The sequence below is a fragment of the Aureivirga marina genome (assembly GCF_015767265.1).
Lineage (GTDB): Bacteria > Bacteroidota > Bacteroidia > Flavobacteriales > Flavobacteriaceae > Aureivirga > Aureivirga marina.
Genome location: NZ_JADPIB010000004.1, coordinates 1 through 14,092, shown reverse-complemented (window position 1 = coordinate 14,092; position 14,092 = coordinate 1). Strand labels below are relative to the sequence as shown.

General features: G+C 30.0%; 13 protein-coding genes. All 13 read right to left on the bottom strand.

The annotated features are described in order from the left end of the window. Positions 1-20 precede the first annotated feature (20 nt). Positions 21-893, bottom strand: coding sequence for a nucleoside phosphorylase (locus I1A51_RS09100; protein ID WP_196893210.1), 873 nt, complete (start codon positions 891-893; stop codon positions 21-23). A 111-nt stretch (positions 894-1,004) separates the two neighbouring features. Next, entirely contained in the window at positions 1,005-1,361 is a 357-nt protein-coding gene (locus I1A51_RS09095) for a translation initiation factor (RefSeq protein ID WP_196893209.1), read from the bottom strand. Continuing rightward, positions 1,337-1,522 (bottom strand): hypothetical protein, encoded by a 186-nt coding sequence (locus I1A51_RS09090; protein WP_196893208.1) that lies wholly within the window; start codon positions 1,520-1,522, stop codon positions 1,337-1,339. Before I1A51_RS09090 ends, I1A51_RS09095 begins: the two co-directional genes overlap by 25 nt. Positions 1,523-1,693: 171 nt before the next feature. Next, positions 1,694-2,638, bottom strand: a complete 945-nt coding sequence (locus I1A51_RS09085; RefSeq protein ID WP_196893207.1) for an isopenicillin N synthase family dioxygenase — start codon at positions 2,636-2,638, stop codon at positions 1,694-1,696. Between the two features lie 19 nt (positions 2,639-2,657). Further along, complete coding sequence (locus tag I1A51_RS09080; protein ID WP_231374001.1) at positions 2,658-3,374, bottom strand: DUF6048 family protein; 717 nt, start codon at positions 3,372-3,374, stop codon at positions 2,658-2,660. Further along, positions 3,340-3,798 (bottom strand): DUF6452 family protein, encoded by a 459-nt coding sequence (locus I1A51_RS09075; RefSeq protein WP_196893205.1) that lies wholly within the window; start codon positions 3,796-3,798, stop codon positions 3,340-3,342. The genes I1A51_RS09080 and I1A51_RS09075 overlap by 35 nt, the downstream gene beginning before the upstream one ends. Positions 3,799-3,868: 70 nt before the next feature. Further along, positions 3,869-5,278 carry a 23S rRNA (uracil(1939)-C(5))-methyltransferase RlmD gene (gene rlmD / locus I1A51_RS09070; RefSeq protein WP_196893204.1) on the bottom strand — a complete coding sequence of 470 codons (1,410 nt, stop codon included), beginning with the start codon at positions 5,276-5,278 and terminating at the stop codon, positions 3,869-3,871. A 79-nt stretch (positions 5,279-5,357) separates the two neighbouring features. Then, positions 5,358-5,831 (bottom strand): c-type cytochrome, encoded by a 474-nt coding sequence (locus I1A51_RS09065; protein WP_196893202.1) that lies wholly within the window; start codon positions 5,829-5,831, stop codon positions 5,358-5,360. Positions 5,832-6,345: 514 nt separating this feature from the next. Continuing rightward, positions 6,346-7,701 (bottom strand): NAD-dependent succinate-semialdehyde dehydrogenase, encoded by a 1,356-nt coding sequence (locus I1A51_RS09060; RefSeq protein WP_196893200.1) that lies wholly within the window; start codon positions 7,699-7,701, stop codon positions 6,346-6,348. Positions 7,702-7,861: 160 nt separating this feature from the next. Next, positions 7,862-9,037 (bottom strand): GlmU family protein, encoded by a 1,176-nt coding sequence (locus tag I1A51_RS09055; RefSeq protein WP_196893198.1) that lies wholly within the window; start codon positions 9,035-9,037, stop codon positions 7,862-7,864. Positions 9,038-9,156: 119 nt separating this feature from the next. Beyond that, positions 9,157-11,073 carry an OmpA family protein gene (locus tag I1A51_RS09050; protein WP_196893196.1) on the bottom strand — a complete coding sequence of 639 codons (1,917 nt, stop codon included), beginning with the start codon at positions 11,071-11,073 and terminating at the stop codon, positions 9,157-9,159. A gap of 86 nt (positions 11,074-11,159) precedes the next feature. Beyond that, the gene (locus tag I1A51_RS09045) at positions 11,160-12,101 is read right to left on the bottom strand and encodes a PorP/SprF family type IX secretion system membrane protein (protein WP_196893194.1); all 942 of its coding nucleotides are present in this window, start codon (positions 12,099-12,101) and stop codon (positions 11,160-11,162) included. Positions 12,102-12,123: 22 nt separating this feature from the next. Further along, positions 12,124-14,092 (bottom strand): DUF7507 domain-containing protein (locus tag I1A51_RS09040; protein WP_196893193.1); only part of this gene is annotated, 1,969 nt, incomplete at its 5' end.

Genomic DNA, 14,092 nt, shown 5'->3' with positions numbered 1-14,092 from the left:
CAAATGTAATTTTATTCAAATTATTCAGCTAATCTGTCCAATGTATATTTGATAACATCTTCCACAGTTTTATATGGATTTTTACTAAAAGTTCCATTTGCTCTGTTTGCAATAATTGCATTCATAGAACAAGCGTTGTGACCTAGTAATTTTGCCAATCCATAAATTGCTGAAGTTTCCATTTCAAGATTTGTAATTCTTGTTCCTTCATATTCAAAACAATCCATTTTTCTATTTAAATCATTATCTTGAATAGCAAGTCTAAGAATTCTTCCTTGAGGTCCATAGAAACCTCCAGCAGTTCCAGTAATTCCTTCAAAAGTTTGATCACTAGAAAGTTTTGCTTCTAACTTATCACTATTTTTTACAATATATGGTCTAGCTTTTCTTGGGCTCCAATTTGTATGCGCAATAAAAGCATCTTCAATATCTTTTTCAAGAATATGTTCTGCATCGTAAGAATGAATCATTCCATCCATTCCTAAACCATATCTACCTAAAACGAATGAATCTACAGGAATATCTGCTTGTAAAGAACCTGAAGTTCCGATACGTACAAAATTTAATGAAGTAATTTTATCTTTAACTGTTCTTGTTTCAAAATCAATGTTAACAAGAGCGTCTAATTCATTAATAACAATATCAATGTTATCTGGTCCAATTCCTGTTGAAACTACAGAGAAACGTTTCCCTCTATAAGTTCCTGTAATTGTTCTAAATTCTCTTTTTTGAATATCCTCCTCAATAGAATCAAAGTGTTCTGCAACGATTGGAACTCTGTGTTGGTCTCCAACTAAAATAATATCTGTTGCAATATCTTCTGGTCTTAAATTCAAATGGTAAATACTTCCATTTGGATTGATTATTAATTCTGATTCTGCAATCCTTCTCATGTTTAACTCGTTTAGGTTACTATATTCTGTAGGTAGTTTAAGAATAACATGGCTCAAATTACTAATTAATCATTTTAAACACTAATTAATAAAGTTAGTTCCTTGTTAAAATTACCCCCCCACTCTTTTTACATTATATCCTTCTTTTTTAAGGATTTCCATTATTTTATCACGATAATTTCCTTGAATAATAATTTCTTCCTCTTTCACACTTCCTCCAACTCCACATTTTGTTTTTAGGAGTTTTGCTAATGCTTTCAGATCTTCCTCAGAACCTATGAAACCTCTAATGATTGTAACTGTTTTTCCTCCTCTTCCTTTGTTAGAAAAAACAGCTTCCAGTTTTTGATCTTTTGGAGCTAAAGTTTCTACAACCTCATCAGATTCTAATTCGAAATCGTCATTTGTTGAAAAAACAAAACCTCCAAGAGCAGATAAATCGTTTATCTTTTTCTCTTTTTTTCCCATAATTTATATCTAAAGTGTTTTATGGCAGCATATACTAAAATTCCAAAACCTATAAATAAAAGACCAATGTAACAGAACAAACAATATTCTTTTATTTTCATAGCTCCGATACCAATAGCAATACTAAGAAGTACTAACTTTGATGGACTAGCTTCACTCATTTATTTTTAATTTTATTATAAGCAAATATAAGTACTGCCAAAGTTTCAAACAATACTCCTAGCCCCATTAGCATTGGAGCTTGCTTCCAATCAAAAAATTGAGAAACAGCTCCGATAACTAATAGTAATATTCCAAATGTGAATGTTGAAATAACTGTCTTATTCATTATTCTACATTAATCCTAATTCTCTAAGACGCTCATTCAAGAATTCTCCTGCTGTGCAATCTTCGTATAATTTAGGGTGTTTTTCATCGATACAATTCTCTAAACAATTTAAAGGCATATCGCTTTTTGGGTGTGTAAAGAAAGGAATTGAGAATCTTGATTCTCCCCACTCTTCTCTTGGTGGATTTACAACTCGGTGAATTGTAGAACGTAATTTGTTGTTTGTTAATCTTTGTAACATATCACCAACATTAATTACTAACTGCTCTGGTAAAGCTGTTACAGAAATCCATTCACCTTGTTTGTTTTGAACTTGTAATCCAGCAGCTGAAGCACCCATTAATAAAGTAATTAAGTTGATGTCTCCATGCTCTGCAGCACGAACTGCATTTTTAGGTTCAGAAGTAATTGGTGGATAGTGAATTGGACGTAAAATACTATTTCCGTTATGAACGAATTTGTCAAAATACGTTTCTTCTAATCCAACATATAAAGCTAAAGCTCTTAAAACATAAGTAGCAGTTTTTTCTAATTGCTTATAAACTTCATTTCCTGTTTCATTAAAACCTTCTACTTCTTTTACAATAACATTGTCAGGGTACTGAGCTTTTAACTCATCGTCATCATCTACTTCTTGTCCAAAATGCCAGAACTCTTTTAAATCTCCTTCATCAAAGCCCTTTGCACTCTCTTTTCCAAAAGAAGTATACCCTCTTTGTCCTCCAATTCCTTCAATCTCGTATGATTTTTTAACATCTGTAGGCAAGTTGTAAAAAGCTTTAATCTTGTCGTACAGTTTCTCAGAAAGTTCGTCTGATAAGAAGTGTCCTCTTAAAGCAACGAAACCAATTTCTTCATAAGCTTGTCCAATCTCTTTTACAAACTTTTGCTTTCTCTCTTCATCTCCTGATAAAAAATCAGATAAATCTACGCTAGGTATATTCTTCATCTCTTATTATGTTTGTTGTTTATTTTCTCTTTTTGTAAAATGGAATTACATAAGAAATTGTATAATTAAAAGTAATTCCTGTATCATTCGCGTAAACTCTTTCAAACCCAGGAATAAATAAATTCCTAAAATTTTCTGGTTGTTTACTTGAAAATAATTTTTCCACACTTACACTTGCTCCAAGGAATAAATTATTAAATGTTTCCACTTTTATTCCTGCTACTAAAGCACCCCAGTGCGCATCTAAATTGTCAAATTCAATCGGATTTGTTACGGTTTCTTCTGGAAAATATTCTCCAAATTGATAAACTGTATAACTATTTAGTGTTTGAGAAAATCGAGCATATCCATAACGAAATCCGAAAAATATTTCATTATTCATGTCTAACCAATTTTCATAAACATTATAATTTAAACCAATTGTTCCGTAAAATCCTTTTGTTGTAAAGTTTAAATAATCTTCTTCTCTTGTATGATCATCATAACCAAATTCTCCTGCGATATACAAATTTGGTCTAATTCGATAATCTGCAACTACTTGTAACCCTTTTTTATCTGCATTAAACATTGTGATAATTGGTTTACTTATATCAAGTCCAACACGAATTCCGTATTTTTGCTCAATATCTAAAGTATCCGATTTCGAATTCGAATTTTCTTCTTGAGAAAAAGCTGTAAAAGATAAAAGAAATAAACTACTACTAATGATAAATGTTAATATGTGTCTCAGATTCATCTTCTACATTATTATTTAAAATTTCAATTTCTTTAATCCATTCTGTTGAAAAATTCGGAATTTCCAATTCATCAAAAATGGTTTTATATCCACAAGAACGAGATACAAATACATCTGCTCTGTTATATGTCAAATTCACATTGTCCACTAATTCATTATTTGAAAGTAAATAGTTTGTAAAATCCTCTGTAACATCTAAAGGAATCGCAATCGAATCCGTATTTACTCCAAAATAATCAGGCAAACTATCTCTGTCTTGAGCCCAAATATAAAAATTAGTAACCTGCTTCTTTTCTGTTCTATCTATATTATTATAAAACTGAATAATCAGCCTTGGTGTTGTTGCATCTGTACAAATATCATCTCTATCACATGATATAAAAATTGTAATAAGTGATAAAAAGATGAATATGTATTTTTTCATAAAATAGTATTTAATTAACAAGCTGCAATTTACGACTTAAATCGCCATTTATTAAAAGATTCCGAAAATTTTATCTTTTCTCTAATAAAACCACATTTTCCACATGATGCGTTTGCGGGAACATGTCAACTGCTTGTGTTTTAATAATCTTATATTGTTCATTCATCAATGCTAAATCTCTTGCTTGTGTTGCAGAATTACAACTAACATAAACCACTCTTTTTGGAGCAATTTCTAAGATTTTAGCAACTACATTTTTATGCATTCCATCTCTTGGCGGATCTGTAATAATAACATCTGGATGTCCATGTGTAGCAATAAATGTATCATTAAAAACGTCTTTCATATCACCTGCAAAAAACGCAACATTATCAATTTTATTGATTTCTGCATTTAATTTCGCATCTTCAATTGCTTCTGGAACTGCTTCTACACCAATTACTTTCTTTGCTTTTTTAGAAACAAACTGTGCAATTGTTCCCGTTCCAGTATATAAATCATAGACTAATTCTTCTCCCGATAAACCTGCGAAATCTCTTGTAATTTTATACAATTCATACGCTTGTTCAGAATTCGTTTGGTAAAAAGATTTTGGTCCAATTTTAAATTTTAAACCTTCCATCTCTTCAAAAATATGATCTCTTCCATGGTAAAGAATAATATCTTGATCGTAAAGTGTATCATTTGCTTTTCCATTAATCACATATTGTAAAGAAGTTATTTGAGGAAATTTATTTAAAACTGCCTCTAATAAAGCTTCTCTTTTTTCTTTGTCTTCTTGATAGAATTGAATTACTAACATAATTTCTCCAGTAGAAGCAATACGAAGCATCATTGTACGAAGCATTCCTGTATGTTCTCTTGGATTAAAGAATTCAATTTCATTTTCAATTCCATAATTCTTGATGAAATTTCGAATCTCATTTGATGGATCTTCTTGTAAATGACACTCATCAATATCCAAAATTTTGTCCCACATTCCTGAAATATGAAAACCACAAGCATTTCTATTCGAAACCTCTTCTTTAGATTCAATTTCTTCAAAAGTCAACCAACGTGAACTTGAGAAAGAAAATTCCATCTTATTTCTGTAGTTATAAATCGTTTTACATCCTAAAATTGGCGTAACTTCTGGTAAATCTAAATGTCCAATTCTAGTTAAATTATTTATAACTTCTTTTTCCTTGTATTCTAATTGATATGGATAATCCATGTGTTGCCATTTGCATCCACCACAATATTCAAAGTGCTTACAAACTGGAGTTGCTCTTTTTTCAGAAAGTTTATGAAATTTAATCGCCTTTCCTTCAAAATAAGCTTTTCTTTTTCGTCCTGTCTGAATGTCAACAACATCACCAGGAACTGTATTTGTCAAAAAAATCACTCTTCCGTCAGGAGCTTTTGCAACACTTTTTCCACGTGCTCCTGCATCAATTACTTCTATATTTTCGAATATATAATTCTTCTTCTTTCTTCCCATTCGGCAAAGGTACTACATTTCTAATAAAAAAAGCATCCCTATTTAAAAGAGATGCCTATTTTTTTTAAAATAAAGTGCTTTATTTTACACTTTTAATATAAGTAGAGATATCTGCTAATTCTTTATCAGATAAAGTTTTTGTTACAGCAAAGTTTGCTTGCATCACAGCAACCTGACCTGGATCTGTATCTACAATCGCTTTTCCGTTTCCTTTTAAAAATGTAACCATATCTGCATTTTGCTCATTATAAATCTTAGCGATATCTTTTAACGCTGGACCTACAAGTTTGTTTTGCTCTTGGTGACATGCATTACATGCTTTTTTAGAGAATAAAGCTTTTCCTGCTGCAATATCTCCTTCTTGAGTTGCATCCGCAGCTTCTGTAGTTTCAGCTGGAGCAGCCTCTTCTTTTTTAGGCTCTTCTTTTTTCTCCTCTACAGCTTCTGTTTTTGCTGGCTCTGTTGCTGGAGTAGTTTTCTCCTCTTTTTTATCATTTCCACAAGAAATAACAAAAAGTCCAATTGCTAGGATTGAAAGTGATTTTCTTAACATTCTTCTTGGTTTTGGTTTGAATTAAATTTTCTTTATGTAATTACATTTTGAACACTTTACAAAAGTAAATTGCACAATTTTTCAAAAAACTGATATTTATCATGTTATAAGAACTAATTTCTTATAAGAAAATGTAAAATTAATAAAAAACAGAATAAAAAACACTTAACAAACTACTATTCAATTGTTTAATTTTCATAAATATTCCTAAACAACAACTAAGAATTATTCTAAATTAGAATTTAATCAAATTATTTTCTTCCATATACACCTTTATTATCAAAATTCATATTTTCTCTATATGTTTATAAAAACCAACGATGCTTATAGTTTCTCAATTTTATTGTAAAATGAATTGAAAAATTTAATCCATTTTTTTCTATATGATTTATATACAAATTAATTAACTCATTATAATCTAAAGATTTATCATATAAACATTTCTATAAAAAACAAAAAACCAGTACTTTAAATAAAATACTGGTTTAAAATTATATTTAAGAGAAATAAAATCTTATTTCACATATACTGTTTTAATATTCACAAATTCATGTAAAGCATTTGAAGAAAGTTCTCTTCCATAACCAGAGTTCTTCACTCCACCAAAAGGAAAACGTGGATCTGATTTCACAAAATCATTAATTGCAACACATCCAGCTTCGATTTTCCCAGCGATTTCTTCTGCTTTTTCAATATTCTCTGACCAAACTGCTGCTCCCAAACCAAAAGGTGTATTATTTGCAATTGAAATCATTTCTTCTTCCGAATCTACCACAGTTACAACTCCAATTGGCCCAAAAAGTTCTTCATAATTTGCATATGTATTTTCTTTATCTACTTTCACTAACGAAGGTGAAAAGAAATTTCCATCACGATCTCCTCCTACTAAAATTTCTCCTCCAGATCTTTCTAAATCTTCCAATTGTTTTTCTAAAGTATCTGCTAAATCTTCTCTAGCCATAAAACCAATTTGTGTATTTTCATCTAAAAGAGAACCGCTTTTAATTCTTTCAATTTCTAAAATTGCAGCCGTAATAAATTTCTCTGACACTTCTTTTTCTACAATAAATCGTTTTGCAGAAATACATGTTTGTCCTGTATTAATCAATCTTGAAAAAACAGCATTTTTTGCAGCTTTGACAATATCCGCATCTTTACAAACTAAAAAAGGATCACTTCCTCCTAATTCTAAAACACTTTTCTTTAAATATTTTCCTGCTAAAGAAGCAACAATTCTTCCTGCTGGTTCACTTCCAGTTAAAGTTACTCCTGCAACAATCGAGTTTTTAATTACTTCTTCTGTATGTTTTTTATCTAAAACCAATGCTTGAAAAACTCCTTTTGGCAATTCTGCTTCTTCAAATAATTCTTGCATTTTTAAAGAACATCCTGTTGTTATTTGTGCATGTTTTAATAAAACTACATTTCCAACTAAAATATTTGGAATCACATATCTGAAAACCTGCCAAAATGGAAAATTCCAAGGCATAATTCCGAAAACTGCACCGATTGGATCATATCGAACATAACTCTTTTTAAATTCTGTATGAAATTCTCTATGAGCCAAACTTTCATCAACAATTCCAATATAATAATCACAAAGTGCAGCACATTTTTCAATTTCTGCAATCGACTGAGAAATTGGTTTTCCCATTTCTGTCGTAATTACATTTGCATAATCTAATTTCTTTGTAATCAACAATTCTTTTACATTATTAATCAGAAACTTTCTTGCTTCTAAAGATTCCGTTTTCCAATAAGTAAATGCATGTTTTGATAAATCTAATTTTTCATGCAATTGTTCTAAAGTCAGATAGGTATATTCTTGAATTACTTCTTGGTTTTCTGGATTAATCGTTTCAAATTTCATGGTCAATTCTGGTTTAGTTTAAAATTATCTTTTTGTGATTTCATTTTTAAAAAAGAATACAAAATGAATCTCTTTATACAAATTTCAGATTATTCTACATATGTTCTACTAAAAATAATCATAAAAAAAGCGACAACAAAATGTTATCGCTCTGTATAATTTAGTCTTTTCTATATTTTTTTGTTTCTTCAAAAATATGTTCTAAAATTCGTTGTTCCACTTCATCATAAACCATATTTCTTCTTGCCATAACTTTTTCAGCAACTTCATTTACTTTTCGCATTTGATAAGTAATCATTTTTGAAGCTCCTCCCCAACTAAATGACGGAATAAAATTTCTAGGGAAATTACTTCCAAAAACATTTGCGCTAACTCCTACAACTGTTCCTGTATTAAACATTGTATTAATTCCACATTTAGAATGATCTCCCATCATTAAACCACAAAATTGCAATCCAGTTTTTGCAAAATTTTCTGTTTCATAATTCCAAAGACGAACTTCTGCATAATTATTCTTCAGATTTGAATTATTAGAATCTGCTCCAATATTACACCATTCTCCAAGAACTGAATTTCCTAAGAAACCATCATGTCCTTTATTTGAATAACCAAATAACACTGAATTATTTACTTCTCCTCCCACTTTACAATAAGGTCCGAAAGTCGAAGGTCCATAAATTTTTGCTCCAAGTTTTAAAACAGAATGATCACAAAGTGCTAAAGGTCCACGAACCAAACTTCCTTCCATAATTTCTGCTTCTTTTCCAATATAAATTGGTCCTGTAGAAGCATTTAATGTTGCAAATTCTATTTTTGCACCTTCTTCAATAAAAATATTTTCTGGATGTAATACATTATTTGTTGGAGAAATTGGCTGTGAAACTCTTCCTTCTGTCAATAAATCAAAATCTGCTTGAATTGCTTCTCCATTTTTTGCGAAAATATCCCAAGTATTTTGAATTTGCATAATTTCTTCTGTAAATTCAATTACATCATATGCATCAAAATCAACTTCTTCTTGATTTTCTGTTGTAAAAAAAGCAATAATTTCTTCTTTATAAACAACACATTGATTTTCTTTCAAATCTTTAATTACAGAAACTAATTCTTCCGAAGGCAAAACCGAAGCATCAATCATGATATTTTTTTCTGCTTCAATCATCGGAAATTTTTCTTCTAAATATTCTTCAGTAATTGTAGTTGTTGTGAATCCAAGATACTTTTCCCATTTCTCACGAATTGTAAGAATTCCCACGCGAATATCTGCAACTGGTCTTGTATATGTAAATGGCAACAGACTATTTCTTACTGCTCCATCAAATAATATATAGTTCATCTTTTTTCGTTTTGTAAGCGTGTATAAATGTAGACTATTTTCAGCAAAAAAATTAATTCCACAAAAAAAACCTATATCTAAATTGACATAGGTTTTAAATTGAATATGAAAATTTCTAGTTAGTTTTCTAAAATAATAAAATCACTTCTTCTATTTTCTTCATGTTCAGCATCTGTACATTTTACACCATCTTTACATTTGTTTAAAATTTTCGTTTCTCCAAATCCTTGACCTGAAATTCTTTCTGGATCAATTCCTCCTTCTTTGATGATAAAATCTACAGTAGATTTATTTCTTGCTTTAGAAAGTTTTAAATTATAAGAAGCTCTTCCTCTCGCATCCGTATGCGATTGAATGTCAATTTTCATCTTTGGATATTTCTTTAAAACTTGAATAATCTTTAATAATTCTTCTTTTGAATCTTTACGTATTGAAGATTTATTATAATCAAATCGAATTGGTTTTAATCCTAACAATTCACGTAAATTTTGTCCTTTCTGAAATTCATTTAAATCCACATCTACAATTTGTTCTTCACCTTTTGTATCCACTAAAATAATTTCTTCTTTTTTAGGCATTGGATTTAATCGTAATGTGATAAAATTCTTCTTTTTTCTTCTTGGAATAAAAATATCTTCTTTATCTGGTGTAAAATCTTCCTTTGTTCCAAAAGCTCTAAAAGTTTTTTCACAACCAACTTTAAAAGAAAAAGTTCCATCATTTTTAGAAATCATCTCATAATGATCATTTCTATCTTTTTTATTTTTTAAAGCAACTTTTGCTCCAATTAAAATTTGATCGGTTTGACGATTTTTTACAATTCCATCAATAATTTGATAACATTTTGGAACGATAAAGCTATAAATATCATCATTTCCTTTTCCGCCTTCTCTGTTTGAAGAAACAAATCCTTTTCTCTTTTTACTTAAATATTCAGCATAAGCAAAATCATCATTAGAACTATTGATTGGCATTCCCATATTTTCCACATAAAGCGGTTCTTCTAAAGGTTTTGTAAATTCCAATTCACGAACTACAAAAACGTCCAAACCTCCTAAACCAACTTGTCCATTGGAAGAGAAAAACAAATCTCCTTTTTCATTGATAAAAGGAAACGTTTCTTGTCCTTCTGTATTAATTAATTCTCCCAAATTTTTTGGAGTTCCAAGAGTTCCTTCTACATCAATTGTAGAAACAAAAATATCAGATTTACCATGTGTTCCTGGCATATCTGAAGCGAAATATAAATTAGTTCCAGCTTTATTTATAGTTGGATGTGCAATACTATAATTTTCATTATTAATAGAAACTAATTCAGCTTTTCCCCAATTTCCTTCCGCGTCTTTTCGCACTCGTAAAAGTTGTAAACGATTGACACCAACAGAATCTGTATGTTCTTTATTTTCTACATAATTATTTCTTGTAAAAAAAGCAATTTCCCCATTTGGTGTAAAAACAATAGACGATTCATGAAGTTTTGAATTCAATTTTTTATCGAAACTTTCTGTTTGAATAAAACTAGAATCTGTTACATAAATATCTAAAAATGGTTCTTCATTCCATTTGTATTTATCTCCATCTTTTTTATTCGATGCAAAGTAGATTTTTCCTTCAAAAAGTGTTGCTCCAAAATCTGATTTCTCACTGTTAAACACAACATTTTTCAATTTAATTTCTTTCGAAAAATCATCAATATTTATTAAATAATCTTGTTGTTTTTCATATAATTTTGCTCTTGAATCAGATGGATTTTCAGCTACAAACTTTTGCATCCAAGTATCTGAATCTTTATATTTTCCAAGATATTTATAAGCTTGTGAAATTCTGTAATAATATTCAGAATCAACTTTTTCTCCTAAAGAAAATAATTCAGAATACCATTTTACAGCATCTTCCATTTTATTATTGAAATAATAAGTATTTCCTAATTTTTGATAAACTTCTGGTGATTTTTCTCCAGCTTCAACTGCTGCTAAAAGTTTTTCACTTGCATCAATATAAGCTAGGTTTTCATACTTTTTTATTCCTTTTTTCATTTTTCCTTTCTGTGCAAAAATGGACACAGAAAAGAAAAATGCAAATGATATGATCAGTATATTTTTGATTTTCATTTTGTAAAATTTTAAAAGAATCTAGGTGATAAATAAGGTGTATGTTTTCTGAATTCTAAGCGTAAAATGACTTCATGACTTCCATCATTATAATCTTGTAAATCTGTAGTAGAATAATCATAAGCGTAACCTATGAAAATATCTTTAGAAACTTGAAAACCTAATAATCCACTTACAGAATCATCCCAACGATATGCTATTCCTGCTGTAAACTTTTCATAGATTAAAAAATTTGCAGAAACATCAACAGTTAAAGGAGAACCTGCAACAGCTTTTCCAAAAACAGTTGGCTTGAATTTTAAATTTTCACTTAAATCAAACACATATCCTCCAATTAAATAATAGTGTAATCTTTCTTTTCCGATTGCATATTCATTTTCTCTAAAATGCTTTGTCGTCAAGAAACTCGGAACAGATAATCCTACATACCATTTCTTATTATGTAAATATAATCCAGCTCCAATTGTTGGTGAAAACTGACTAATATTTTCATTATAAAGTAAATCTGGATTTTTAAATTTTCCTTTGCTCCAATCTGTTTTTAAATGATTAAAACCTCCTTTTACTCCAAAAGACAATTTTAAATTTCTTTCATTTAATTTTATCGAATAAGAAAAATTTGCATTCACATATAATTCATTTGCTGGCCCAAGTTTATCATTTACAACTGTAAGACCTAAACCTATATTTTCATTTCTTAAAGGCGAATGAATTCCGAAAGATTGTGTTTCAGGAGCACCAGATATACCGACCCATTGTGATCGATATAAACCTGTAATACTTAACACATCTCTTTGTCCAGCATAAGCTGGATTTATTGCCATTGTATTATACATATATTGTGTATACTGAGGCTCTTGCTGTGCATATCCAATTTTGGTATTTCCAAAAATTGTTATGATTAAACATCCAATTAATTTTAAAAAGGATGATTTCTTTTTTATATAATTCATTGTTTTCAAAGCGTATCAATTTTTATCTGTTAATATATAACCATCCTTTAATTGGCTCTGTTCCATCATTTAAATTCAAAATATAATAATAAGTTCCAATTGGTAACCCATCTGATTCTTTGACTGTTGCACTTGCATCAGAAGTTCCATCCCATTCATTTAAATAGCCATCTTTTTTATAAACCATGGTTCCCCAACGATTATAAACTTCTAGCCTATTATTAGGATATCTTTCTATACAATCAATAATAAATGTATCGTTAATTTGATCTCCATTTGGAGAGAACTCGTTATATATTGTCAGACATGAAGGCTCTGTAATAGCAGATGCTGTATTATTTTTCTCATTTGCATCTATTCCACCTTCAAACTCAGTAATTGTAACTATATTTTCGTAATCACCATCTCCAAGAACTTTTACTTCAATTTCTAAAGTTTCTACTGCTTCAATCGGTAATAAATCTACTGTCCAAATTCCTAAAGATGCGGAATATTCACCTATGCTTGATTGCGCGCTTACAAATTCATAACCAGAAGGAATTTCTTCAGAAATCTTGATATTACTAGCTGTAACATCTCCTTCATTCATTAAATAAATTGTAAAAATCACATTATTATCAACAATTGGTGTAGGATTATCTACTTCTTTAAGAACAGAAACTTCAAATAAAGCATCAAAAATAATTTCAGTTGGATCATCATCTTCATTTCCATCTGTATCATTTCCATCATCACTTGTATCTGTAACTTCTAAACCACCTGGAGTAATCGCATCAACAATTGCAATATTTTTAATTCCTCCAGCATCTACATCTGCCTGAGTGATTATATATGTTGCTATATAAGTGATAATTTCCCCAACTTGAACAGCTCCTTCAGAACTTCCTAAAGAACCTCCTTCGAAAGTAGGACCTGTAGTTAATTCTAATGCTTCATCATTAATATTTTGGAAAATATCTTCTAAAACCATATTTGATAAAGTAACATTTCCAATATTTTCAATTGTAATTGTATAAGTTACAACATCACCAACTCCTAATTCACCATCTCCATTATCTTGTACAGTTGCTGTTTTCACAACATCTAAACTTGGTGATCCAGTTGTTGAAGTATCAGGAATTACAGTTTCCGTTTTATCATCTTCTGTATTTCCATCTGTATCATCATTATCATCACTCACATCCGAAATTTCCTCACCAGTCGGACTGTCAGCTGTTACAGTAACACTATTTCTGATTCCTCCAGCATCAACATCTGCTTGTGTGATTACATAACTTACATTATAAAAAGCAACTTCATCTACTTTCAATGTTCCTTCTGGACTTAATTGATTTGCCAATACAAAATTGATAGATAAAGTAGATGTATCTCCATTGAAGTTTTCAATAATATCAATAGGTGTAACATTTGTTAAAGTTACATTTCCAGTATTTTTAATTGTGATATTATATGTAATTACATCTCCTGCATTTAAAATTCCATCACCATTATCATCAATATCATTCACAATTTTTGTTGCTTCTATTCCTGGAATTTGATGTAAAAGAGTAATCGTCTCATCATTATCCACCGCCGTTTCTGGATCATCTGAAAGTGTATCTTCCACAACAGTTGTTCCATCAGGAAGCATTGATGTAACTGATGATTGCACCGAATAACTTCCACTGTCAATATCTGCTTGAGTTAAAACATAAGTTCCTGTGAAAGTTTCTGTTGCTCCTACATTTAACGAAGAAGCTGTTGTTGGATTCCCTCCAAAATCAATTCCTGAATCTGTAACTGAAATATTACTCAATGTTGTATTTCCTGTGTTTGTAACTTCAATTGTATAAGTAATTACATCACCAGCATTTAAAATTCCATCTGCACCTAAATCTAATGAATCATTTGTTGTAAGTTCAATTGTTCCAGTTTGATTTAAAGCAGTAATCGTCTCATCATTATCTGCTGCCGTTTCTGGATCATCCGAAAGTGTATCTTCCACAACTGTT

Bases quoted from the DNA above. Each gene is read 5' to 3' on its own strand.
- I1A51_RS09045 (WP_196893194.1), bottom strand. From the start codon at position 12,101: ATGAATTATATAAAAAAGAAATCATCCTTTTTAAAATTAATTGGATGT.
- I1A51_RS09075 (WP_196893205.1), bottom strand. From the start codon at position 3,798: ATGAAAAAATACATATTCATCTTTTTATCACTTATTACAATTTTTATA.
- I1A51_RS09095 (WP_196893209.1), bottom strand. From the start codon at position 1,361: ATGGGAAAAAAAGAGAAAAAGATAAACGATTTATCTGCTCTTGGAGGT.
- I1A51_RS09080 (WP_231374001.1), bottom strand. From the start codon at position 3,374: ATGAATCTGAGACACATATTAACATTTATCATTAGTAGTAGTTTATTT.
- I1A51_RS09060 (WP_196893200.1), bottom strand. From the start codon at position 7,701: ATGAAATTTGAAACGATTAATCCAGAAAACCAAGAAGTAATTCAAGAA.
- I1A51_RS09090 (WP_196893208.1), bottom strand. From the start codon at position 1,522: ATGAGTGAAGCTAGTCCATCAAAGTTAGTACTTCTTAGTATTGCTATT.
- I1A51_RS09065 (WP_196893202.1), bottom strand. From the start codon at position 5,831: ATGTTAAGAAAATCACTTTCAATCCTAGCAATTGGACTTTTTGTTATT.
- I1A51_RS09055 (WP_196893198.1), bottom strand. From the start codon at position 9,037: ATGAACTATATATTATTTGATGGAGCAGTAAGAAATAGTCTGTTGCCA.
- rlmD (WP_196893204.1), bottom strand. From the start codon at position 5,278: ATGGGAAGAAAGAAGAAGAATTATATATTCGAAAATATAGAAGTAATT.
- I1A51_RS09050 (WP_196893196.1), bottom strand. From the start codon at position 11,073: ATGAAAAAAGGAATAAAAAAGTATGAAAACCTAGCTTATATTGATGCA.
- I1A51_RS09100 (WP_196893210.1), bottom strand. From the start codon at position 893: ATGAGAAGGATTGCAGAATCAGAATTAATAATCAATCCAAATGGAAGT.
- I1A51_RS09085 (WP_196893207.1), bottom strand. From the start codon at position 2,638: ATGAAGAATATACCTAGCGTAGATTTATCTGATTTTTTATCAGGAGAT.